At 62.8% G+C, this 22,450-nt stretch carries 19 protein-coding genes and 1 tRNA gene; 8 read left to right on the forward strand and 12 right to left on the reverse strand.

The features are described from left to right. The coding region (locus DUPY_RS06705; protein ID WP_070247060.1) for a hybrid sensor histidine kinase/response regulator at positions 1-2,530 on the reverse strand (2,530 nt) is incomplete at its 3' end. Positions 2,531-2,704: 174 nt separating this feature from the next. Between DUPY_RS06705 and DUPY_RS06710 the strand changes: the two genes are divergently transcribed. Continuing rightward, complete coding sequence (locus tag DUPY_RS06710) at positions 2,705-3,931, forward strand: glycosyltransferase (RefSeq protein WP_229255263.1); 1,227 nt, start codon at positions 2,705-2,707, stop codon at positions 3,929-3,931. 76 nt (positions 3,932-4,007) lie between these two features. Here the strand turns inward: DUPY_RS06710 and DUPY_RS06715 are convergent, their stop codons facing one another. From DUPY_RS06715 to DUPY_RS06740, 6 genes are all read right to left on the reverse strand, one after another. Next, positions 4,008-4,991, reverse strand: a complete 984-nt coding sequence (locus tag DUPY_RS06715) for a PEP-CTERM sorting domain-containing protein (protein WP_070247062.1) — start codon at positions 4,989-4,991, stop codon at positions 4,008-4,010. Positions 4,992-5,137: 146 nt separating this feature from the next. After that, positions 5,138-5,818, reverse strand: coding sequence for an acyltransferase (locus tag DUPY_RS06720; RefSeq protein WP_070247063.1), 681 nt, complete (start codon positions 5,816-5,818; stop codon positions 5,138-5,140). 13 nt (positions 5,819-5,831) lie between these two features. Further along, complete coding sequence (locus DUPY_RS06725) at positions 5,832-6,989, reverse strand: nitroreductase family protein (protein ID WP_084640575.1); 1,158 nt, start codon at positions 6,987-6,989, stop codon at positions 5,832-5,834. Then, the gene (locus DUPY_RS06730) at positions 6,986-7,855 is read right to left on the reverse strand and encodes a ThiF family adenylyltransferase (protein WP_070247064.1); all 870 of its coding nucleotides are present in this window, start codon (positions 7,853-7,855) and stop codon (positions 6,986-6,988) included. The genes DUPY_RS06725 and DUPY_RS06730 overlap by 4 nt, the downstream gene beginning before the upstream one ends. 126 nt (positions 7,856-7,981) lie before the next feature. Then, positions 7,982-8,182 carry a YbdD/YjiX family protein gene (locus tag DUPY_RS06735; RefSeq protein WP_019922558.1) on the reverse strand — a complete coding sequence of 67 codons (201 nt, stop codon included), beginning with the start codon at positions 8,180-8,182 and terminating at the stop codon, positions 7,982-7,984. A 2-nt stretch (positions 8,183-8,184) separates the two neighbouring features. Beyond that, complete coding sequence (locus DUPY_RS06740; RefSeq protein WP_070247065.1) at positions 8,185-10,260, reverse strand: carbon starvation CstA family protein; 2,076 nt, start codon at positions 10,258-10,260, stop codon at positions 8,185-8,187. Positions 10,261-10,447: 187 nt separating this feature from the next. On the opposite strand from DUPY_RS06740, the gene DUPY_RS06745 reads away from it, so the two are divergent. From DUPY_RS06745 to DUPY_RS06770, 6 genes are all read left to right on the forward strand, one after another. Next, positions 10,448-11,809 carry a cache domain-containing protein gene (locus DUPY_RS06745; protein WP_070247066.1) on the forward strand — a complete coding sequence of 454 codons (1,362 nt, stop codon included), beginning with the start codon at positions 10,448-10,450 and terminating at the stop codon, positions 11,807-11,809. A gap of 5 nt (positions 11,810-11,814) precedes the next feature. Beyond that, positions 11,815-12,432: a response regulator gene (locus DUPY_RS06750; RefSeq protein ID WP_070247127.1), complete on the forward strand. Its 618-nt coding sequence runs from the start codon at positions 11,815-11,817 to the stop codon at positions 12,430-12,432. A gap of 232 nt (positions 12,433-12,664) precedes the next feature. Next, the gene (locus tag DUPY_RS06755; protein WP_070247067.1) at positions 12,665-13,840 is read left to right on the forward strand and encodes an EAL and HDOD domain-containing protein; all 1,176 of its coding nucleotides are present in this window, start codon (positions 12,665-12,667) and stop codon (positions 13,838-13,840) included. 5 nt (positions 13,841-13,845) lie between these two features. Continuing rightward, on the forward strand, positions 13,846-15,936 hold the full coding sequence (locus tag DUPY_RS06760) for a putative bifunctional diguanylate cyclase/phosphodiesterase (RefSeq protein WP_070247068.1): 2,091 nt from the start codon (positions 13,846-13,848) through the stop codon (positions 15,934-15,936). 62 nt (positions 15,937-15,998) lie between these two features. Continuing rightward, positions 15,999-16,088 (forward strand) — tRNA-Ser (locus DUPY_RS06765). A 445-nt stretch (positions 16,089-16,533) separates the two neighbouring features. Then, entirely contained in the window at positions 16,534-17,280 is a 747-nt protein-coding gene (locus tag DUPY_RS06770; RefSeq protein ID WP_070247069.1) for a Fic family protein, read from the forward strand. A gap of 193 nt (positions 17,281-17,473) precedes the next feature. Here the strand turns inward: DUPY_RS06770 and DUPY_RS06775 are convergent, their stop codons facing one another. From DUPY_RS06775 to curA, 4 genes are all read right to left on the reverse strand, one after another. Further along, on the reverse strand, positions 17,474-18,016 hold the full coding sequence (locus DUPY_RS06775; RefSeq protein ID WP_070247070.1) for a hypothetical protein: 543 nt from the start codon (positions 18,014-18,016) through the stop codon (positions 17,474-17,476). Then, positions 18,013-18,654, reverse strand: coding sequence for a hypothetical protein (locus tag DUPY_RS06780; protein WP_070247071.1), 642 nt, complete (start codon positions 18,652-18,654; stop codon positions 18,013-18,015). The genes DUPY_RS06775 and DUPY_RS06780 overlap by 4 nt, the downstream gene beginning before the upstream one ends. Continuing rightward, entirely contained in the window at positions 18,647-19,192 is a 546-nt protein-coding gene (locus tag DUPY_RS27135; RefSeq protein ID WP_071651593.1) for a PAAR domain-containing protein, read from the reverse strand. The genes DUPY_RS06780 and DUPY_RS27135 overlap by 8 nt, the downstream gene beginning before the upstream one ends. 236 nt (positions 19,193-19,428) lie before the next feature. Beyond that, positions 19,429-20,448, reverse strand: coding sequence for an NADPH-dependent curcumin/dihydrocurcumin reductase (curA, locus tag DUPY_RS06790; protein WP_070247073.1), 1,020 nt, complete (start codon positions 20,446-20,448; stop codon positions 19,429-19,431). 364 nt (positions 20,449-20,812) lie between these two features. Between curA and DUPY_RS06795 the strand changes: the two genes are divergently transcribed. Continuing rightward, positions 20,813-21,790 carry a right-handed parallel beta-helix repeat-containing protein gene (locus DUPY_RS06795; RefSeq protein WP_070247074.1) on the forward strand — a complete coding sequence of 326 codons (978 nt, stop codon included), beginning with the start codon at positions 20,813-20,815 and terminating at the stop codon, positions 21,788-21,790. A gap of 75 nt (positions 21,791-21,865) precedes the next feature. On the opposite strand, the gene DUPY_RS28340 is transcribed toward DUPY_RS06795, so the two are convergent. Further along, a complete protein-coding gene (locus tag DUPY_RS28340) occupies positions 21,866-22,117 on the reverse strand; it encodes a hypothetical protein (RefSeq protein WP_167359039.1) in 252 nt (83 codons plus the stop codon). Positions 22,118-22,450 lie beyond the last annotated feature (333 nt).

Consider the following 22,450-nt stretch of genomic DNA (forward strand, 5'->3'; position numbering starts at 1 on the left):
GGGGGGGGGGGGGTGGCGGAGCGTCGGCATCCTGCACCGCCAGCAGGCCGGGGGCAACCCGCGGCAGGCTGATCCAGCGGGCGATGGTCTGGCCCAGCGCCTGCTGGGTAAAGGGCTTGCTCAGGTAGTCGTCCATGCCGGCCGCCAGGCACGCTTCGCGGTCGCCCTGCAGGGCGTTGGCGGTGATGGCGATGATCGGCAGGCTGCGCGCGCGGCCCAGTTGTTGTTCGCGGCGGCGGATTTCGGTGGTGGCGGCAAAGCCGTCCATGACCGGCATCTGGCAATCCATCAGCACCAGGTCGAAGTCGCCCGATTGCAGGCTGTGCAGCGCCTCCTGGCCATTGCAGGCGCGGCTCACGTCCAGGCCCAGGCTCTCGAGCATGGCGCTGGCCACTTCGACGTTGACCGGGTTGTCTTCGGCCAGCAAGACCTTGCGGCCGCGGCGCGCGCGGGCCGGCGGGCTGCCGGTGCTGAGCGCGGTCACCGGCGGCGCGGCCGGCGCCACGGCCGGTGTCACGGCAGGTTGTGGCGACAGCATCGCGGACAGGTTGGCGAGCCCATGGGCCGGAGCGCCGTGGCCGGGAAAGCGCAGCGCCGCCGGTGCGGCGCCGGCGCGGCTGAACAGGCAGTAGTGCAAATCGCATTCGCGCGGCGGCTTGATCAACTGAAAAGCGACCCCGGCGGCGCGTTGCTGGATGCTGTCGGCGGCGTCGCGCTCCGTGCTCAGCAGCAGGATGCGCAGGCCCGCCAGGTCCGGTTCGGCGTGGATCGCCGCCGCCAGCGCCAGGCCGCTGGTGCGCGGCAGCGCCATGTCGAGCAGCACGATGTGATAGGGCAGGCCGGCGGCTGCCGCCTGGCGCAGGAAAGGCACGGACTCGGTAGCGGTGGCCGTGGCGGCAGGGACGCGCCAGGTCGCCAGCAGGCGTTCCAGCTCGCTTCTGCTGGTGGGATTGTCATCGACGATCAAGGTGCGGATTCCGTGGGAGGTATGGATGGGATCGTCGGTATCGACGCGCGGCTTGTCGAAATGTACGGCGAACCAGAAGATCGATCCTTGCGTTAAAGCATGATCGACGCCTATCGTTCCTCCCATTAACTCCACCAGCTGCTTCGAGATCGCCAGGCCCAAGCCGGTGCCGCCATGCTTGCGCGTGGTCGAGCCATCGGCCTGCGAGAACGAGTCGAAGATGCGCCCGCGCGCCTCGTTGGACACGCCAATGCCGGTGTCGTGCACTTCGAAGCGCAAGGTCACGCGCTGGGCGTCCTCGGCCGCCACCACCACCTTGACCGTGATCTCGCCGCTGTCGGTAAATTTGACAGCGTTGCCCAGCAAGTTGAAGATCACCTGGCGCAGCCGGTTGGGGTCGCCGCTGATGGCGACCGGGATGTCGCAGGCCACGTTCAGTTCCAGCCGCAGGCCCTTGGCCTGGGCCTGCGGCGAAAACACGTGGTCGATATCGGCCAGCAGGTCGCGGAAATTGAACTGGATATATTCGACCGTGAGCTTGCCGGCTTCGATCTTGGAAAAGTCGAGGATGTCGTTGATGATCACCAGCAGGTGCTCGCCCGAGCGCTTGACCATGCTGGTGTAGTGGCGCTGCTGTTCCGACAGGCGCGTGGCCAGCAGCAGCTCCGTCATGCCCAGCACGCCGTTCATCGGGGTGCGGATCTCGTGGCTCATGGTGGCCAGGAAGGCGCTCTTCGCCTGGCTGGCGGCCTCGGCCGCGTTCTTGGCCTTTTCCAGCTGCTCGGTGCGCACGCCCACCTGGCGTTCGAGCTGGTCGCGGTACTGGGCCAGGGCGCCGTCGCGCGCCTCCACCTGGGCCAGCATGTCGTTGAAGCTGTCGATCAGCGCACCGAGGTCGTCGCCGCGCTGGTGCAGGATGCGTTCGGTAGGCTGGCCGCGGCTGACCAGCTGCGCGGCGGCGATCAGGCGCGCCACCGGTTCCGTCACGCTGCCACGCGAACGGGCGGCAACCAGCAGCGCCGTCATGAAGGCAAGCAGGGCCGCAACGCAGGCGGCGCCCAGGCTTTTCAGGATCTCGAACCACACCGGCAAGGCGCTGCGCTCGAGCATGATCACGCCGCCCGGCTCGCCCCGGACCAGGATCGGCCGGACCACCCGATTGACCGGCTGCCACAGCGCGCTGTTGCCACTAATGCTGCTGCCGACGCCGTCGGCTGGCAGCACGTCCGGTGCTGCCTGGCCCGGCCGCAAGCGCGGCGAACCGTAGCGCGCCAGCAGCGCGCCGTCGCGGTCGTACACGGCTGCCTGCAGCAACTCGCGATCATGGCCAAGCGCCTGCAGTTGCCAGGCGAGCTGCTGGCCGTTGGCGCGCTTGAGCACGCTTTCGCCAGCAGCGCCGAGCACCGCCGCCAGCGTGGCCAGCCGGTCGCGCTCGTTTTCCTGGCCGTGCAGCACCGAGGTGGCGGTAAACGTGAACAACACCAGCAGCAGCGCGCTGCCGGTCGAGAGCATGGAAAGGATGGTCAGTCGCTGGCTGAGGCCAGAACGTTCGTGGCTGGACATTGCGGTGGAACCCTCCAACGGTGGACGCCGAAATCGTCGGCACGGGCGGGCTCATCACTAGTGCCAGTAGGAAAAATATAGGCTTGAGGTTCGGGCGATATTGATCTATATCTAAACAGGGCACGTTTGCGCTATCTCAAACAACACTGGCAAAGGCAACGCAAGCTGATGACGATGGAACGACAAAAAATCCTGTTCATGGCCGAGGCCGTCACCTTGGCGCACGTGGGCCGCCCGCTGGCGCTGGCGCAAGCGCTGGACCCTGGCCGCTATGCGGTGGACGTGGCGTGCGCGCCCGGCTATGACATGTTTTTCAAGGGCAGCAATATCGAACCCTTGCGCTTGCACAGCATTTCCAGCGAGCGTTTTCTGGCGGCGCTGGCGGCAGGCAAACCGGTCTACGATGCGGCCACTTTGCAACACTACGTGGCGGACGATTTGCGCGTGCTGAACGCGGTGCGGCCGCACGTGGTGGTCGGCGACTTTCGGCTGTCGCTGTCGGTCAGCGCGCGCCTGGCCGGCATTCCGTACATCGGCCTGATCAACGCCTACTGGAGCCCGTACGTGCGCCAGCGCTACCGGGTGCCGGCGTTGCCGCTCGCGCGCGTGCTGCCCATCGCGCTGGCCGACCGCCTGTTCCGGCTGGCGCGCCCGCTGGCGTTCGCCTTGCACAGCATGCCGCTCAACCGCGTGCGGCGCGCGCATGGCCTGCCGGCGCTGGGACCCGACCTGCGCCGCGTGTACACCGATGCCGACCACGTGCTGTATGCCGATATTCCGCAAATGTTTCCCGCGACCGCGTTGCCGGACACGCACGCCTACATGGGCGCGGTCACCTGGTCGCCGCCCACGCCGCTACCCGCCTGGTGGCACGAACTTGATGGCGCCAAGCCGGTCGTGTATGTCACGCTGGGCAGCTCTGGCGCCGGCCAAGTGTTGCCGCGCGTGTTGCAGGCGCTGGCCACGCTGCCGGTGACGGTGATCGCCGCCACCGCTGGCGGCGCCAGCCCCGGTGTGGTACCGGCCAATGCGCGGGTGGCGCCGTACCTGCCGGGCGCGGCGGCGGCGCGGCGCGCGCAACTGGTGGTGTGCAACGGCGGCAGTCCCACCTGCCAGCAGGCGCTGGTGGCAGGTGTGCCGGTGCTGGGCATTGCCGGCAATCTCGACCAGTACCTGAACATGGCGGGGGTGGTGGGCTGCGGCGCCGGCCGCCTGTTGCGCTCCGACCGCCTGACCGAGGCGGCGGTGCGCGATGCGGCGCTGGCGCTGCTGGACCAGACCCGGCCCGCCTCGCGGGCGGCGGCGCTGCGGCTGGCGGGACACTTTGCCGGCTACGACGCCGGCCGGCAACTGGCGCTGTTGCTGGACCGGTTGCGGACAGCAGAACAAGCAGCGCCATAAAAAAGGCGGAGCGGGCTGGCACCCGATCCGCCAAAAGCAGCCGCTGGCACGGCGTGAAAACTGGCAATTTATGACATTACGCAGGGCACAGGCCGGCGCCACCGGCCATCTTCGCATCGCTGGCGCCCGATTTACGGCGGGCCAGCGCCAGTCCGGCAAAGCCCAGGGCCATGATGGCCAGCGTGGCCGGTTCGGGCACTGCCTGCGCGGCAAACGATTGCGACGAATCCACTTTCAGGAATGGCACCGTGGTGGGCGTGGTGCCGTCCCACATCATGGTGGGCGTGAAGAACGACGGTACGTTGGTGGTGCCGGTGGTCTTGTCCTGGAAGATCGAGCCGGTCACGATGTCGAGGTAGTTGGCATCGACGTAATCGATCACGAAGCGGGCGTCGAACGAGCCGGTGCCCACGCCGTTGGTGGCCGTAAAGCTGGCGTCGTTGAACACCAGGTGGCCCGACAGGATGATGATGCCGTCGCCGTCCGTGTCGCCTGGCGACGTGCCGCAGCCGGCCGAGGTGGAGCCGGTGCCATAGCAGGCCACGGTGTTGTTGCCATTGCCGGGCACGGCGGTGCTGCTGCCGGCGCCGGGCGTGATCTGGTCGAAATAGATGGCCAGGTTTTGCACGCCGGCGCGCAGTGGATCGACGTCCATGGCGGCCGACTGCGATGGCGGCAGGGTGAAGTGCGCGGTGGTGGGGGTCTGGAAATCAACCAGCTCCTGGAAGCGCACGACCTTGCTGATCTCGAAGGTCTGGTTAAGGCCGGCTGGGGTGACCAGGGCCGGGACATTGCTGTTGGACATGGTGCCAATCACCATCTGCGAACGCAGTTCGGTCAGGTAAGGCTGGGCGCCATTGGGACCACCGACGTTAAGGCCGGGAATGAAGCCGGTGGCCAGGCCGGTGTCGGTGACATTGGTCCACAGGTCGGCATAGGTGCTGTAGTTGCCGGTACCGGTCGTGTCGAGCCCGACCACGGGGCCGGCGCTGGCGGTGAGCGGGGCGGCCAGCGCGGCCGCGATCGTTGCGGCGGCCAGCGCGGTTTTGCATGTTTTCATGGTTGCTCCCAGGGGTAGGTGGCGCCCGGAAATCGGGGCCATGCCAGCTGTAGAGCAAAAGCCTTGCCAGGTTTGGCGATCGCTTTGGAATCAGGCACTTGCGCGCAGGCGGCCGTGCAAAGCGAAGTGAAGTGTAAAAAATTCCGTCACGGTTCAACCGGTGCAGCAGGCGCAGCTTTCAGGCGTCGCGCCGGTACCCCGCCCCATACCTCGCCGGCACCGATGCGGGTATCCTTGGTTACGACCGCGCCGGCCGAGACGATGGCCCGGTCGCCGATCTGCACGCCCGCCATGATGACCGCGGTGGCGCCGATGGTGACGGTGTCGCCGATCACGACCGCCTTCAGTTCGAGCCGTTCGCCTTCGATCACGTGGGCAAAGATCACGGCGTCGTGGCCGATGACGGTGTTGCTGCCGATGCGCGTGAGCGGCGGATCGAGCAGGGCGCCCGCGCTGTAGGTATTGGCGCCCAGCCGCGCGCCCAGCGCCAGGTACACCACCCGCATCAACGGCACCGGCACCACGTGCGAACGCACAAGAGAGTTGAACAGCAGCAGGTAGAACAGCATGTTGACGTTGGCCACCAACTCCTGTGGCGAGCCTGGCGCCACGTCGCCTTCGCGCAGCGGCATGACCCTTAGAAACAGGCGGTAGAGCGCAAACGCCCACAGGTACAGCAGCACCACGCCCGCCAGCAACACCAGCACACCGCGAAAGTCGCCCAGCGGCAAGCAGCCGAACGCGGCCGCGCTGGCAACGGCCAGCGCCAGGCTCGCGCCCAGCAGGCACAGGAACACAACAATATGACGGGGAGGAATCGCTCGCATGGTGATGAGCGCATCATGGCGCGATGATCAGGTCGGCCAGCGGCCGGCGCAGTGACCGCGCCTGTGCCGGCGGCCCGGCGCCGATGCGGCCCATGAACACGGCGCGTTCCCAGGCAGCCTGGCCCACCAGGCGTTCGCCGTCGTGGGCCAGGACGGCGGCGCGCTCCTGCATGCCGCGCGTGCCGGAAAATACCCGGCCGTCGCGCACGTAGCGGGAAAAAATCAGCGGCGTCATTTCCGGTTGCAATTGCAGGCCCAGCGCGGTGGCGGTGAGCCAGAAGCGCTGCATGGCGCGCCCGGCGGCCAGGTAGTCGCCGGTGCGGTGCGGACGGATGGGAGCTGCCAGCACGAAGTGGGCGGCGCAGGCCAGGCCGGGAATCAGGTCCATCTGCAAACGCGGCGCCACCGTGCCTGCCAGCCAGGTGTTAAAAAACTCGACACGGCGCCAGTCGTGCATCACCCAGCGCATCATTTTGGCGGTGAAGCGATCGACGCCGAGCGCGCGGTCGGGCATGCGGTCGGCGCTGTGGCGCGCGTTCCATTCGATGACGGCCTGGTGCACCTGGTGCGCCTCGGGCATGGTCAGGCGCAGCTTGGCGTTGCGAAACATCAAGCCGGCCGCTGCCGTGCGCTGCCTGCCTTCCAGCCAGCAGACGGTGTAGCCGGCGGGCAGGGTGGCCGTGAGCGCGGCCTTCTCGCTGGCCGTGAGCGGACGGCGGCTCAGCGGCAGCCGTTGCACGCTGCGCGTGATAATGTGCGCGGCCAGCGGGTCGGGCGCCAGGCCGGGCTGGTCGATGAATTCGACGGTGAGGGTGGGGCGGTGGGGCGGCGCATCCGCGTGCGGCGTGATGCGGGTGGCCAGCTCGACAGTGCTGGCGGCAATCGCCATGGTCTCGAGCAGGGCGCCGATCGAGATCTGGCTCGGGTGGCCGTCGAGGTCGTACACGCAATGGTCGCGCGTGTCGTGGCCGTGGACCACCAGCCGGCGCGCGTCGAGTAGCTCGAAACGCCACGGCTGGGTGTTGTCGCCGCTGGGCGCCCAGCGCGCCAGCTCTAAAATGCTTTCCAGCGTGGGGTCGAGTTTGTGCAGCAGCCCGCCCGTGGGCGCGGCGCCGGACACGCCAGCAGGCCTGGACGTGGCGTCGGCGCTTGCCGCTTGCGGCGGCTTCATGGCGCCGCCCCGGCCATGCGCTTGCGCGCCAGCATCATGGCGATGCGCTGCAAGGGGTGGCGGTTGCCGCCGGGCCGGTAAGTGCGGGTGAGCTTGTTGCGGTAGGCGTCGAACTGGTAGCCATGTGGTGCGGCCAGCACTTCGCCGCGGTTGAGCAGGATCTTGAGCGCTTCGGTGGCGGCGGCGCCGGCGCACAGCTCGCAGCCCATGATGGTGGACGGCCCGCGTTTTTCCGCCAGGTTGATGGTGGAGGGATCGACCAGGTAATCGCCATGCAGGCCGGCCGGCGCCAGGCCGATCAAAAACCGCAGGGCCTTCTCGCGTTCGGACAAATTACCCCAGCAAAAATATTCCTCGAACGTCATCTCGCCGGGCAGGAAGTTGAGTACGGCGGTGCCCATGCCGAGCGGGGCGGCGGTAATGGCCGGAATGTGGCGCGCCGCGCAGGCGGCAAAGGTGGCCTGGCGCGCATCGAAGGCAAAGAAATCGAGGCCATCGACGTACAGGTCCACGCCCAGCAGGAACCGGAGCAGGTTGTCGTCGTTGACGCCGTCGGTAAAGCTGACGATGTTGATCTCGGGATTGATGTCGCGCGCCATGCGCACCAGCACGTCGGCCTTCGGTTGCCCCAGCGTGGAGACGGTGGCGCCCACCTGGCGGTTGAAGTTGGCAACGTCGAAGGTATCGAAATCGGCCACGTGAAAATTGCCGATGCCGAGCCGCGCCAGCGTGAGCAAATGCACGCCGCCCACGCCGCCGAGCCCGGCAATAGCCACGCGCTTGTCGCGCAACACCGATTGCTCGGCATGAGTAACCCAGCCGATGTTACGGGCAAAGGCGCGTTCGTAAGAAAAAGGGGCTGTCATGGGTCTCCCGGATTGCGCCATCTGTGTGGCTGAGCTTATTTGACGACACACGCGCCAAAAAGTTCCGGAAGAAACGAATAAAAACGGCATTGCGAGCAATGCCGTTTTTATGAGATGGGGCAAGGATCAACAACACCCGCCGCGCTTACCGGCGCCGCCGTAGCGGGCCTCTTGCCGCTCCTTGAAAAACTCCTCGTACGTCATCACCGGCTCACCCGGGTGGGTGACCTCCCGGTGGCTGACATACGTGTCGTAATCAGGCAGGCCCATCATCAGGCGCATGCTCTGCCCGAGGTAACGGCCGGCCTTGGCGATGTCGCCTAACATGATTACCCCTTCGCCAGCACGAGTGGACTTTCGTTCACCGTCGGCAAGCTGTTGGCGCGCGCCTTCATCACGGTGCGGATACCGAACACCAGCACGCTCAGCACGACGATCACGAAGAAGCCGGCCAGGCCCGCGTCGAGGTAATCGTTGAAGACCACCTGCTGCATCTGCGCCATCGACTTGGCCGGGGCCAAAATCTTGCCTTCGTCGATCGCGGCCTGGTACTTCGACGCATGGGCCAGGAAACCGATTTTCGGATCGGCATGGAACATTTTCTGCCAGCCGGCCGTCAGCGTGCACAGCAGCAGCCAGATGGTTGGCACGATGGTCACCCACGCGTACTGGCCGCGCTTCATCTTGAACAGCACGCAGGTGCCCAGCATCAGTGCAATGGCCGCCAGCATCTGGTTGGCAATACCGAACAGTGGCCACAAGGTGTTGATGCCGCCCAGCGGATCGACCACGCCCTGGTACAGGAAATAACCCCACGCCGCCACGCACAGGCCGGTGGCGACCAGGTTGGCGAAGGTATTTTCGGTCTGCTTCATGGACGGCACGAAAGCACCGAGCAAGTCTTGCAGCATGAAGCGGCCGGCGCGGGTGCCGGCATCCACCGCGGTCAAAATGAACAGCGCCTCGAACAGGATGGCGAAGTGGTACCAGAACGCCATCATGGCCTGGCCGCCGATCACGTTCGACAGGATGTGGGCCATGCCCACCGCCAGGGTCGGGGCGCCACCGGCGCGCGAGATGATGCTGTGTTCGCCGACGTCCTTGGCGGTCTGGATCAGCATTTCCGGCGTGACGTAGAAGCCCCATTGCGAAATGGCGGCAGCGGCCGATTCGGGCGTGGTGCCGATCAGCGCGGCCGGGCTGTTCATGGCGAAGTAGATGCCGGGCTCGATGGTTGAGGCGGCCACCAGCGCCATGATGGCCACGAACGATTCCATCAGCATGGCGCCGTAGCCGATGTAGCGGGCATGGGTTTCGTTTTCGATCATCTTGGGCGTGGTGCCCGAAGCGATCAGCGCGTGGAAGCCGGACACCGCGCCGCAGGCGATGGTGATGAACAGGAACGGGAACAGGCTGCCCGCCCAGACCGGGCCGGTGCCGTCGATGAACTTGGTCATGGCCGGCATTTTCAGGTACGGAGCGACCACGATGATGCCCACGGCCAGGCCGACGATGGTGCCGATCTTGAGGAAGGTGGACAGGTAGTCACGCGGCGCCAGCAGCAGCCACACCGGCAGCACCGAGGCGACGAAGCCATAGCCGATCAGCATCCAGGTCAGTTCGGTGCCGGTGAAGTCGAACAGCGGCGCCAAAGCTGGGTGTTCCTGCACGTACTGGCCGCCGAAAATCGCCGCCATCAACAGCACGAAGCCGATGATCGACACTTCGCCGATGCGGCCCACGCGGATAAAGCGCGAGTACACGCCCATGAACAGCGCGATCGGGATCGTGGCAATCACGGTGAAGCTGCCCCACGGCGAGTGCGTCAGGGCCTTTACCACGATCAGCGCCAGCACGGCCAGGATGATCACCATGATCATGAAGGTGCCGAGCAGGGCGATCATGCCGGGAATTTGTCCAAGTTCGGATTTGATCAGGTCGCCCAGCGAGCGGCCGTCGCGGCGCATGGAGATGAACAGGATAATGAAATCCTGCACCGCGCCGGCAAACACCACGCCAGCGAGGATCCACAACATGCCGGGCAGGTAGCCCATTTGCGCGGCCAGTACCGGCCCGACCAGGGGGCCGGCGCCGGCAATGGCGGCGAAGTGGTGGCCGAACAGCACGTTCTTGTTGGTGGGAACGTAGTCGAGGCCGTCATTGAGGCGTTGCGCGGGCGTGAGCCGTTTGGCGTCGAGCCCGAGCACGTTCCTGGCGATGTACAGGCTGTAGTAACGATAGGCGATCAGATAGACGCACACGGCGGCGATCACGATCCAGATGGCGCTGATCGACTCGCCGCGCTTCAAGGCAATAAAGCCCAGTGCGGACGCGCCGAGCAAGGCGACGACGGCCCAGCCCAGCTTGGCGCCGAGTGTCTGGGGTGCGGTTGGTACAGGTGTCATGCTTCCTCCAAGGAATGGGGTCTGCTCTTGCCAATTCGGCATTGTGGCAGCTTATGGCGAGTATTCACGAATTACATAATTGCAGCAAGCGCAGCATTACGCAGCCGTGTTACGTAGTTCTACGTAGGGGAGTTGGCGTGTGGAGGCGTAAAATCCTGCCAATAGAAAATTCGATGGGCAAACCCTCATGAAGTTGCGGCAAAAAGTCATCTTCCTTGCCATCACCCCGCTGATCTTTGCCCTGTGCGCGATCGCGCTGGCGGTGCAGCACCAGTCCGCCTTATTGGCGCAGCAGCAGCGCGACACCATCCAGCAGGCCTACCTGAGCAGCAAGGAAGCGGAACTCAAGCACTACGTGGCGCTGGCCACCCATTCGATTTCGCACCTGTATAACTCCGGCCGCAATGACGAGGCCACCCGCAACGAAGCCAAGCGCATCCTGGAGTCGCTCAGCTACGGCGACGACGGCTATTTCTTCCTCTACGATATGCAGGGCAACACCCTGATGCATCCGCGCCAGCCCGACCTGGTGGGCCGCAACCTGTTCGAGATGCGCGACGCCCTGGGCCGCCCGACCATCCAGAACCTGCTGCAACGCGCCCGCAACGGTGGCGGGCTGGAGCGCTACATGTGGGTCAAGCCATCGACCCAGAAGGCGGTGGCCAAGCTCGGCTATGTGATCGCCATGCCCGAGTGGGGCTGGATGATGGGCACCGGCATCTATCTCGATGACGTGGACCGTGCGCTGGCGCGGATCGACACCCAGCAGTCCGGCAACATCCATAACACCATGCTGTGGATCGCCCTGATTGCGATTGCCGCCGCGCTGGTGGTGGCCGGGGCCGGACTGGCCCTGAACGTCAGCGAACACCGGGTGGCCGACGCCAAGCTCAAGGTGCTGGCGCAGCGGGTGGTGGAGTCGCAAGAGGAAGAACGGGCACGGCTGTCGCGCGACCTGCACGACGGCATCAGCCAGTGGCTGGTGTCGATCAAGCTGCAGATCGAGGCCGGGATGATACGGCTGGCGTCGCCGAAACTCGAGCAGCGCCAGGCCGCCACCGCCGTGTTCGAGCACGCGGCCGACCAGCTGAGCAACGTGATGGGCGAGGTGCGCCGCATTTCGCACAACCTGCGCCCGGCCATCCTGGACGACCTGGGCCTGGCCGCCGCGCTGCACCACCTGGGACAGGAGTACACGCTCAGTTCCGGAACCCCGGTACACTTCGATACCACGGGCGTGGTCGATACCCTGTCGGACGTGGCCAATACCGTGCTGTTCCGGGTGGCGCAGGAAGCGCTCACCAACATCGAACGCCACGCCGGCGCCAGCCACATCGGCATCCGCCTGACCGGCACCGTGCAGGGCGTGACCTTGCGGATCAGCGACGATGGCAGCGGTTTTGACGCGGAAAGCATCGCGCTGCATCCCAAGCACGGCATCGGCCTGCGCAATATGATGGAAAGAATGGACGCCATCGGCGGCCGTTTCGAGATCGTTTCGTCCACCGACGGCACCGTCCTCACGGCTTACGCCGCCAATAACAGTTAACTATGATGACCACACCTATCAAAATCCTGCTGGTCGACGACCACCCGTTAGTGCGCGACGGCCTGCGCGCGCGCCTGGAGGCCATGCCCCAATTCGAAGTCGTGGCCGAGGCCGGCGGCGCTGCCGAAGCGCTGGAACAGGCGGGCCGCCACGCCATCGACTTGGTACTCATGGACATCAATATGCGCGGCGCCAACGGCATCGAAGCGACCGCCCAGTTCAGGCAGGCGTTCCCGCGCATTGCCGTGCTGATCCTGTCCATGCACGACAAGCTCGAATATGTGTCGCAGGCGATCCAGGCCGGTGCGCGCGGCTACGTGCTGAAAGATGCGCCCGGCAAGGACATCGTGGTGGCGATCGAAACCGTAATGTCGGGCGGAATCTATTACAGCGCGGCGCTGGCCCGCCAGTTGGCCCAGCCGCAGAACCAGGACAACCAGCTGACCTCGCGCGAACACGAGGTGCTGCGCCACATCGCCAACGGCGAATCGAACAAGCAGATCGCCCGCGCGCTCGACCTGTCGGTGCGCACCGTGGAAACCCATCGCCTCAACATCAAGCGCAAGCTGGGCATCGAAGGGCAGGCAGAACTGATCCGCTTCGCGGTACAGCACGCGCAATAGTGTCGTCAATTTGTATGTATGCAACACTTTAGAGTCACTTTCCTAATAGTATTAAGCACTTTCTAATATTCCGTGTTTCTGCGGCAATATCTGCTATATTCAGGCTGCTTGGAAAACGGCAATTGTGTAAAAATAGAAATGTTTCCCCATCCTGTAAGTTGGCTCACTACTCGTCATATGGCACATCGCACAGGGTACGAACAACGCGCGCTGAACCTTCAGAGAGAATTTGATGTCTGCGCCTGAAAATAAGCCGTTCCCGCTGGTGGAACTCCAGGCAGTCTCCGACGCCCGCTACGCCTGGGTGGCGTTGCTGCTCCATCCTGTCGCCGCCGGCGAGCAGGACGACGCGCCTTTCCAGGCCGCGCTCACCTTGCTCAAAACCCCCGAGGTATTCGACCTGCTGGCGCCGCTCGACCTGGTCATCCCGGTCGCCGCGCCCGCCCGGCTGGAACTGTCGCAACTATCCGCTTTGCCACCGAACCGCGTCATCCTGCGCGTGCCGGCCGCCGCCTGCGCCGACCTGACCACGCAGAAGAAACTGGCCAGCCTGGCCGAAGCCGGCTACCGCACCATGATCGAAGGCGTGACATCGGGCTCCACCGCCACCCTGTGCGGCGCCCGCGCGCTGATGGTCGATGCCGCCACCACCTTGCCGCCCATGGTGGCCCTGGTCGGTCAGCCCGGCCCGCACCTGGCCACCGGGATGCCGAACGAAGCGCGCATTGTTGCCTGCGCCGAGGCCGGGTTCAGCTGGTTCGCGGGCGAGTTTGCCTGCAACCCGGACCGCGACAGCCCCGCCGACGGCACCACGCGCAAGCGCCTGCTGGCGCTGCTGGGCTTGCTGGCGCGCGACGCCGACACCTGCGAGCTCGAAGTGCTGCTCAAGCAGGATCCGTCGCTCTCATACCACCTGCTTAAATTGGTCAACTCGGCGGCGTTCGCGCTCAGTTCGCCCGTGCACAGCTTCAGCCAGGCCATCACCGTGCTGGGCCGGCGCCAGTTGCAGCGCTGGCTGCAGTTGCTGCTGTACGCGCGCCAGCAGGACGATGGCCTGCCCAACCCGCTGCTGCCGCTGGCGGCAGTGCGCGCCGCCCAGATGGAAGCGCTGTTGCGCGCGCAGGGCGGCAGCCGCGACCAGCAGGACATGGCATTTGTCGCCGGCGTGTTCTCGTTGCTGGACGTGCTGCTCGGCATGACCATGACCGAAATCGTCGCCGCCCTCAGCCTCGACCTCGACGTGGTGATGGCGCTGCTCGACCGCGCCGGCCCGCTGGGCGTACTGCTCCAGCTGGTGGAGGGCCATGACCGCGCCGCTTTGGCCCAGGCCGGCATCGATGCCGAAGCGTTCTGGCAGACACAATTGCACGCCCACCAGTGGGCGCTGCAAGTGAGCCGGAGCCTGTAGCGACCATGCGCACCCATCCCGTCACCGACTTCATCGCCAACAGCGCCGCCCTGTGCGACGCGGTGTTGCGCCTGCGCGGCCACGCGCTGGTGCAGGAGTTGGGACGCATCGTGCGCAGCGTGACCGGCAGTCCGCTCGGTGAATATTTGCCGGCCGAAGCCGCCTCGCTGCTGACCAGGCTGCCGGCGCCGGAAATTCACGCCGCCAACGACGCCCCGGTGCCCACGCTGACCCAGGACATCTGGTTCGACAGCAAGTACTTCGGCCGCTTCACCGTGTCCGGCCGCCTCGACTACAGCGACAGCGACCGCCAGCACCTGGCCAGCCTGGCCACGCTGGCCGGCAGCGTGCTGCAAGTGCACTCGCTGGCGCAGCGCACCACCCACGCCTACAGCCAGGTGGAAGCGCAGTTGCAGCACCAAGCGCAAATCCTCGACCACATCCACGAATCGGTGGTGACGATGGACATGAGCGGCTTCATCCTCAGCTGGAACAAGGGCGCCGAACGGCTGTTCGGCTACACCGCCGTCGAAGCGCTGGGCCGCAACATCCTGTTCCTGTACGAAGACGAGGACATGGGCTTCGACGATCCGTTCGTGGAGCAGGGCGGGCGCCTGATGGAAGTGCGCCGCAAAAAGAAATCGGGCGAAGTGTTCTGGGCCAGCCTGTCGCTGTCGCCGCTGTGCGACGCCAGCAACCGCTCGGTCGGCCTGATCGCGTATCTCACCGACATCACCGAACGCAAGATGGCCGAGGAGCGCATCCACCACCTGGCCTATTACGACGCCCTGACCAACCTGCCCAACCGCACCTTGCTGACCAAGCTGGTGGACCAGGCGTTGATGGTGGCCCAGCGCAGCCGCCTGCAAGGCTGCGTGCTGTTCATCGACCTCAACCGTTTTAAACTGATCAACGACACCTTGGGCCGCAAGATCGGCGACGCGCTGCTGTGCGAAGTGGCGCGCCGTTTTCGCACCGTGCTGCGCGACCAGGACCTGGTGGCCCGCCTCGGTGGTGACGAATTTGCCGTGGGCCTGTTCGACATCGGCCAGCATTTCGAAGCGAGCATGGTGGCGCAAAAGCTGCTGGCCACGCTCAACACCCCGATCATAATCGACGGCCACGACTTGCGCGTGGGCGGCAGCGTGGGCATCAGCGTGTACCCGCAGGACGGCGACGACGCCGAAACCCTGCTGCGCCTGGCCGACATCGCCATGTACCGCGCCAAGCAGGAGGGCGGCATGGGTACCGACGGCGACCACGTGGCGTTCTACAGCCAGGACATGAACCAGGGCATGCAGGAACGCATGCGCATCGAAACCGGCCTGCGCGCCGCGCTCGGCAACGGCGAACTGCTGCTGCACTACCAGCCCAAGTTCTGCATCGAAAACGGCAAGATCATCGGCGCCGAAGCACTGGTACGCTGGCGCCACCCGGTGCGCGGCCTGGTGCCGCCGGCCGACTTCATCCCGCTGGCCGAAGCGACCGGCCTGGTGGTGCAGGTGGGCGAATGGGTACTGGAAGCGGCCTGCGCCCAGGCCAGGCAATGGAAAGACGCCGGCCTGCCGCCGATCCGCCTGGCGGTGAACGTCTCCGCCCGCGAATTCACGGCATCGCTGCCGGGCCGGGTGCAGGACACGCTCGAGCGTTACGGCCTGGAGCCGACCTGGCTGGAACTGGAGATCACCGAAAGCACGCTGATGCACAACATCGACCGCGTGATCGGCATCATGGACCGCATCACCGCCATCGGCGTGACACTCTCGCTCGACGATTTCGGCACCGGCTATTCGAGCCTGTCGTACCTGAAGCGCTTCCCGATCGACACGCTCAAGATCGACCGTTCCTTCACCATTGGCCTGCCGAGCGACGCCAACGACTGCGCCATCGCCAACACCATCATCAGCATCGCCCAGCAGCTCAAGCACAAGGTGATCGCCGAAGGCGTGGAAACCGTGGAGCAACTGGCCTTCCTGAAAAACAGCGGCTGCGACGAAGTGCAGGGATATTTGTTTGCCAAGCCGCTGGAGGCGGCGGCGTTCGAGGAGGCGCTGCGGGCGAACTGGGCGCCGGGACATGCGCATCGCGCGGCCTGAGGCTGGTCGGTAGCCGGATTGATCGCCAAAGCGGGGTGGAATCTGTATAATGCCGGCACATAGGAAGCGTGGCCGAGTGGTTGAAGGCAGCAGTCTTGAAAACTGCCGACGGTGTGAGCCGTTCGTGAGTTCGAATCTCACCGCTTCCGCCAAGAAATAAAAAAACCGCCAACAGGCGGTTTTTTTATTTCTGGTCGGAAGCGAGCAAGGCCCCTGCTGGCCTTGCGTGTGAGATTCGAAGGGCATGGCCCTGCCGGGCCATCCCGCCGGGCGCCGCGCGCCGTGGGCGCACGGTCTACACCTGATGTTCGTCTGCGGATACATCGAGTCTTTGTAGCTAATTCTGAAGCTTTCGCTGGTGTACAATCGGCCTCAATTTCCAAGCCTTACCCCGGCCTTTTTCACCGTAGGCTACACGAACTTTGTCATACCGTAGAAAGAATCACACCAAGGCATTCTGGCCCCTGTTCGCGCGGCATATGCCTGAATCGCCTCAACAGTACCAGTTACTCGAACAGGGTGTATTTGGGGATGCGATTTGAACAGGACCAGATGCCTGTCTCGAGATCTCGGCGAGAACTACTGAAAGACGCCCCTATGAATTTTGACGAACTCGATGCCCTCAAGGCCAAGCTCAATGCGTTGCGGCCGTTACCTGCGGCGGCGCTGCGCAATCTGCATGACGAGCTGGTGCTGCGCTGGACTTACAACTCCAACGCCATCGAAGGCAACACGCTGACGCTGATGGAAACCAAGGTGGTACTGGAGGGCATCACCATTGGCGGCAAGCTCCTGCGCGAACACTTTGATGCCATCAACCACCGCGACGCTATCCTGTACGTGGAAGACGTCGTGCTGAAAGCAGAGCCGTTGAGCGAGTGGCAGATCCGGAACTTGCACAGACTGGTGCTCAAGCACGTCGATGACGACAATGCCGGCATCTATCGCAAGCTGAACGTGACGATTGCCGGTGCGCGCCACGTTCCGCCTGACATGCTGCTGGTACCCGAGCAGATGGCCGCGCTCATGCATTGGTACGATAACGAGGCGACAGCGGTGCACCCCGTCGTTCGAGCGGCCAAGTTGCATGTCGATTTCGTAAAAATTTATCCGTTTGTTGACGGCAATGGACGCACGGCCCGGCTGCTGCTTAATCTGGAACTGTTGAAGGGCGGTTTCCCCGCCATTGTGCTGCCGGTGACTCGTCGTCTGGCTTATTACGAGGCGTTGGACACTGCGCACATGGATGGCGATTTGGGTCCATTTATCGAGCTGGTAGTGGAATGTGTGCGTGAGGGATTTGCTCCGTACTGGCATATCCTGGGGATTGCTCCTGCCAAATGAAGCAACGGCGTGGTGCCATACTGATGGTGCTGTCCGAGCGTTCAAGGACTATCATGCCCGACACCGGTGATATCAACGTACCCGTAAAACTCGTATTTGACCGGGTTGTTACGATTATTTTCGATGGACTTGTCCGATCTGCCCGGCTCCTCGCCTCCATGCCTAGAACTTAGTGCCGGTCAGTTTGGCTTGGTCACTTTTTCTGGCCCTGGTTTGTCCGTAAAGCGTCGAGGTTGCCAGTCGCTGAGTACAAAACATGCGTTCCCTTTTTGTTGCCGAGTTCTAGCAGGTAAGCACTTCGATTTTTCTGGAAGCTTCCGCTTTGGCCAAGATCACCGTAGGGAAAACTGATGCAAAGGTAGGTGCCGTTTTGCTCGGCCAACGTCGCCCACTCTGCCGCGAATGGATCGAGCTCCGTGGGGCGCGTGTCGAAGCCGGTAAGAGGGAGTGCTCCGGCGATGGGGAAGAGCTGCTTGCTGTAGAAGACAGCTTTAACTGGGCCGCGCTCGGCGTATCCTATTGGCGCGCTGCCCCACTTGATGTAATAGACGGCATTGAAACCACCCACGTAATCATCTTCCGAAGTTATTTCTTCGGTGGGTAATGGGTTCCACTTGATGGATGTCGATAGAGACTGCGCGGACAGGCAGCTAACGACAGCCGCTTTCGACGGGGCTTTTGCCGGTACTTCCAGGGCAGCAGCGGAAAGCAAGATCAGTATGCAGAATTGCTTCATTTGTACTCCCATCCTCGCGTCACTTTGAGGAATTCCGGATTCAACTTCCAGAATATCGTACCGCCGTACGCCGCTGTGGAATCGTACTGGTGATCATAGCGTCCGACCTCTTCTGTTGCTGTCGATATCTTTCCCGTGGCGCGGCTTCGGGTCTTGGTCGTTTTCGAGAGGATCACGACTTTTGTGGATTCCTTGATCCCATAGATATTGTGGGATTGATCCGTGAACTTGATGCCGCGCCGGACCTTGAAGTGGCGCGCATAATTGGTCTTGATATCAGCACCATCCCAAAAATATGCGCCATTGGATTTGTCTTCGCCGCCGTTCATCGCATTCACCGCTGCCGCGACAGCGGCCTTCAGGCCTGGCTGTTTTGATATTTCCAGCTCGGACGCATTCATCAGCTTTTTGAATCGCACGTTCCCATCAATGGCTGCGTAAGCGAACGTCTTTTCTTTAGCGGCGAAGCTGGTCACGCTTTTATATCCTCTTGCCTCTTTTTGGCGAATGAGTACGCTCGCCAGCGCAAACATCTCGTCTCGGTCATCCTTGGTGGATGCTTCTCCATAAGTAATCGCTGCCAGCAGTCTCACCTCTGCGTCCAAGGAAGCTACGCTATCTTTGGTCACCTTAGTCATTTGGGTCAACCTCTTCTACGGTTGGCCAAGTGACCAGAGTCAATCGCTGATTGTCACCCGTGATGGTTTCGGTATTTCCATCCTGAAGCCCGACAGCAGCCACATGTATCGTATCGTTCACAAACAGGTCGTAACGGAACCCCTCAACCGCGTGGTTATTCTCATCATGAAGAGAGAAAAATTGTTCCAGGACGTCTTGGGCCTCCTCTGCCGGCCCGCCCGTTTCATGCTGCACATTCTGTGTCGAAGGGTCTTCGATCACCTGGCAGCGCAAACTTTGATTTGGCTTGAGTTTTGGAGGGAGGGCGCAGCCACAGATACAGAGGTCGTTTTCAAGTGCGACCTTTTTACCGTTCCAGGTTTCCGGGATACGGGGGCCTACGCACGTAATCTTCCCGCTGGATTTACAAGCGGGGCAAATTATCGCGTCGCCCTCCAAGGCGATCTTTTTGCCGTTAATGCTGCCATTGCTGCTGGCTGAGATTACTTTACCGCCGGCAGTCGTCGTCGCGCCTAAGGTGATGTGATAGCGCCGCATGCAGTTCCTCGTTCAAGGAGTTCAAGAGTAATGCAAGCGTAATGGGTTTGAGCGCCATTAAATTGATATTAGGCAATTAGTTATGTTATGGCCACTTGCCCCTCTCTTGTCCATATAACCTGAATGCAAGCGAACAACGCTCCTGTGGGCTTCGTGTGTGAAGTTCGAAGAGCACGGCCCTAACGAGCAATACCCCTTCGAACCGATAATTTGCCGGGCGCGCAGCGCCCAGTCAATCACTCCCCGATACGCACCACCAGCTTGCCAAAATTCCGCCCCTCCAACAACCCCATGAAAGCCTCCGGCGCCGCATCAAGCCCTTCCACGATATCTTCCCGATACCGAACCTGACCAGACGCAATCCACGCCGCCATCTCCTTGTAAAAAGCCGGCCGCTGATCAACAAACTCGCGCTGGATGAAGCCGCGCACGTTCAGGCTGCGACTGAGCACTTCCCGCATGAAGCCAGGAAGACGGTCCGGGCCAGCGGGCGGCGCCGTATCGTTGTATTGTGCGATCAAGCCGCACACCGGCACGCGCGCGAATTCGTTCAACAGTGGAAAAACAGCTTCCCACACGTGGCCGCCGACGTTTTCGAAATACACGTCGATACCTTGCGGGCAGGCGGCCTTGAGCTGGTCGGCAAAGTCCGGTGCACGGTGATCGACCGCGACATCGAAGCCGAGTTCGTCGCGCAGGAACGCGCACTTGTCGGCGCCACCGGCGATCCCGACCGCTCGTGCTCCCTTGATCCTGGCAATCTGCCCGACTGCCGAACCCACGGCGCCGCTGGCCGCTGCCACCACGACGGTTTCACCCGGCTTGGGCTGGCCGATCGTCAGCAGGCCGGCGTAAGCGGTAAAACCGGTCATGCCGAGCACCCCCAGCGCCGTGCTAACCGGTGCGACCGACGGGTCGAGCTTGCGCAGGGTGGCGCCGTCGGCGATGGCAAAATTTTGCCATCCCGAATGGGACAGCACGATATCGCCTTCGGCAAATGCGGGGTCGCGTGACTGGATCACCCGGCCGACCGTGGCGCCTTCCATCACGTCGCCAACTTCCAGCGGCGCAGCGTAGGATTTGGCCGCGCTCATGCGGCCACGCATATAGGGATCGAGCGAGAGATACAGGATTTTCAGCAGCACCTGGCCGTCGCCCGGCTCGGCCACTGGTACGGTGTCGAACTTGAAATTGTCGGTGGTGGGCTTGCCGTCAGGGCGGCTGGCCAGAAGGATGCGGCGGTTTTGTTCGTTCAAGGTAGGGCCTTTCGATGATGTAGGGGGAATGAAAAGCTTCAGCCTTCACGATGGAAGGCACTTCACCTTTGGAGCAGAAATTCTAACCTTCCAAACGACTTCGAGTCGTCCGGGACGGTAGTGCCTGTTGAGCATGCTGAGAAGCAAGGTAACGGTGGAATCATCGGCTACCAAGCCGCAAGTGTAACGAAAACGATCTCGCGCACGGTTCAAAAAACCGCCAAGATAGTTCTATTTAAAAAATATTTAAATTGTGACAATTAACGTATTTCTGGATGCCAAACACCATTTATATTCGTCCTTTGATGTGTATCCCAAGTAGCCCAATTAGCGGCCTTGCAAAGACGATGACAATCAAGCGCCCATGACTCTAGCTCTCCGCACGGTTATCGTGCTATCGATGGTTACCGCCGCACTCCCGGCAGCGGCAACCACACTTCCAAGCGACGACCTGCTGGCCGCCCGCTTTTTCGCCGAGCTGGTCGCGCAAAGTATCAAGCAAAAGTTGCTGCCGGGTTCCGAGCAGGCCGGGCAAGGCGTTCGCGCGATAGCGCCGCCTCTGGTGCCGAAGTTCACCGTGGACGGGTGCGAGGTGCTACAGTGGGATCGCAACAGGTTCAGCAAACTGTCGCTCTATATCAACCGTCCCGGGAAATATTGTCTTGACCAGGACTATGAATCTTTCTGTTCGCCGTTCGAGCATGGCTGTCCCGGCCCGGTGATCGACATCCGCGCCAGTGACGTGGACGTCGACTTCCGTGGCCACACGGTCAGCGCATCCGGAGCAGGCGTCGATGGGTACGGCCAGAATATCCGCATTCATAACGGGCGCATCGATGGCGCCGGCGTGGGCATTCATCTATCTGACAAGGGACATTCCCCTTCCGCTGCTTACCCCATTCTGCCGGTCAAGGTCAACGACGTTTTTACCGATACCGGCTTCGTGATCGAGTCCATGCAGTTCGTCGATGTGCGCAAGGCGATCATGTTGTCCGGCAGAGGCAACCTGGTGCGCGATAACACGATCAGCGCCATTTTCAACAAGCAAGATAGCACCCTCGTTCACTTTGCGCTGCTCAGCTATGGCCCGGCTGCGCGGATCGAACGTAATACGTTTCGCTTGAAGGGTCTGGCACCAGGTTTCAATGGATACGCGATGTATTTGCGTTCGGCCGATGGCACGATCGTGGGCAATAACACCGTGCGGACAGGTTTTTCCAATACCGGCACCATCGGGGTGGGGCTGAGTAACACCAACGGCGTAATGCTGCAGGCGAACGAGTTCAGTACCGAAACAGACACTGTGCTCGATGCAGGCAGCAGCCTCAATGGAAGGGATTGAGCGTGACATTTCTCAAACATTGTGTCAGCCAGATGGCTGCCTGAGTTTAATGAGGGTTATCTGTCCTGACTTTGCCTATTCGCCCGTGCTCAGTACAGTAAATAGGCTCGTTTTCTTGCAGCAAGGCGATGGTGCGCTCTCATGGGCGCTGGTGTTTGACCGAAAAAAATGCATGTTGCGTACGACGCGCCGCAACTGGTGCTCGTGGACCGCCGCCAGTCTGGCGAGTTGCTTGACGCTGATATTTTGTTCCGCAACGTGATTGGTAAGCGTTTTCGGCACACCGCCAACTGCATGCGAGACCTTGAAACCGAACTCCTGTTTCATGTCGCCCGTAGTCGACGTTTCACCGCATTCTATGCGATATTTTTAGATATCTGAACATAGGCAGCACGCTGGTCGAGGAATTGTTGGGTGGTTACACGGCGTTCAGCGCCGATATTCTGACGTAGCTGGGCCTGACTCAACCGATGAAAACGTCGCTGGAAAGTGCGAAAGGCCGCGGCAACAAGATGGTTGCAGTGACTCCTATGAATATGTGAAAAACTTCATCGGCACCTCTGGCCATACCGTGAAAGGCGACTGGAAATCGCTGCGCTGCACCGAGAGCCTGGGCAACGACACTGTCAGGCCCGGCACCCACGGCGTTGGGATAGGCGG

Source organism: Duganella phyllosphaerae (assembly GCF_001758785.1).
In the GTDB taxonomy this organism is placed as follows: Bacteria; Pseudomonadota; Gammaproteobacteria; order Burkholderiales; family Burkholderiaceae_D; genus Rugamonas; species Rugamonas phyllosphaerae.

Excerpts from the sequence above, each read along its gene's own strand:
- DUPY_RS06730 (WP_070247064.1), bottom strand. The coding sequence starts at position 7,855 with ATGACAGCCCCTTTTTCTTACGAACGCGCCTTTGCCCGTAACATCGGC.
- DUPY_RS06710 (WP_229255263.1), top strand. The coding sequence starts at position 2,705 with ATGGAACGACAAAAAATCCTGTTCATGGCCGAGGCCGTCACCTTGGCG.
- DUPY_RS06775 (WP_070247070.1), bottom strand. The coding sequence starts at position 18,016 with ATGAAGCAATTCTGCATACTGATCTTGCTTTCCGCTGCTGCCCTGGAA.
- DUPY_RS06770 (WP_070247069.1), top strand. The coding sequence starts at position 16,534 with ATGAATTTTGACGAACTCGATGCCCTCAAGGCCAAGCTCAATGCGTTG.
- DUPY_RS06795 (WP_070247074.1), top strand. The coding sequence starts at position 20,813 with ATGACTCTAGCTCTCCGCACGGTTATCGTGCTATCGATGGTTACCGCC.
- DUPY_RS06725 (WP_084640575.1), bottom strand. The coding sequence starts at position 6,989 with ATGAAGCCGCCGCAAGCGGCAAGCGCCGACGCCACGTCCAGGCCTGCT.
- DUPY_RS06735 (WP_019922558.1), bottom strand. The coding sequence starts at position 8,182 with ATGTTAGGCGACATCGCCAAGGCCGGCCGTTACCTCGGGCAGAGCATG.
- DUPY_RS06745 (WP_070247066.1), top strand. The coding sequence starts at position 10,448 with ATGAAGTTGCGGCAAAAAGTCATCTTCCTTGCCATCACCCCGCTGATC.
- DUPY_RS06760 (WP_070247068.1), top strand. The coding sequence starts at position 13,846 with ATGCGCACCCATCCCGTCACCGACTTCATCGCCAACAGCGCCGCCCTG.
- DUPY_RS06750 (WP_070247127.1), top strand. The coding sequence starts at position 11,815 with ATGACCACACCTATCAAAATCCTGCTGGTCGACGACCACCCGTTAGTG.
- DUPY_RS06740 (WP_070247065.1), bottom strand. The coding sequence starts at position 10,260 with ATGACACCTGTACCAACCGCACCCCAGACACTCGGCGCCAAGCTGGGC.
- DUPY_RS28340 (WP_167359039.1), bottom strand. The coding sequence starts at position 22,117 with ATGAAACAGGAGTTCGGTTTCAAGGTCTCGCATGCAGTTGGCGGTGTG.
- DUPY_RS06780 (WP_070247071.1), bottom strand. The coding sequence starts at position 18,654 with ATGACTAAGGTGACCAAAGATAGCGTAGCTTCCTTGGACGCAGAGGTG.
- DUPY_RS06755 (WP_070247067.1), top strand. The coding sequence starts at position 12,665 with ATGTCTGCGCCTGAAAATAAGCCGTTCCCGCTGGTGGAACTCCAGGCA.
- DUPY_RS06720 (WP_070247063.1), bottom strand. The coding sequence starts at position 5,818 with ATGCGAGCGATTCCTCCCCGTCATATTGTTGTGTTCCTGTGCCTGCTG.
- DUPY_RS27135 (WP_071651593.1), bottom strand. The coding sequence starts at position 19,192 with ATGCGGCGCTATCACATCACCTTAGGCGCGACGACGACTGCCGGCGGT.
- DUPY_RS06715 (WP_070247062.1), bottom strand. The coding sequence starts at position 4,991 with ATGAAAACATGCAAAACCGCGCTGGCCGCCGCAACGATCGCGGCCGCG.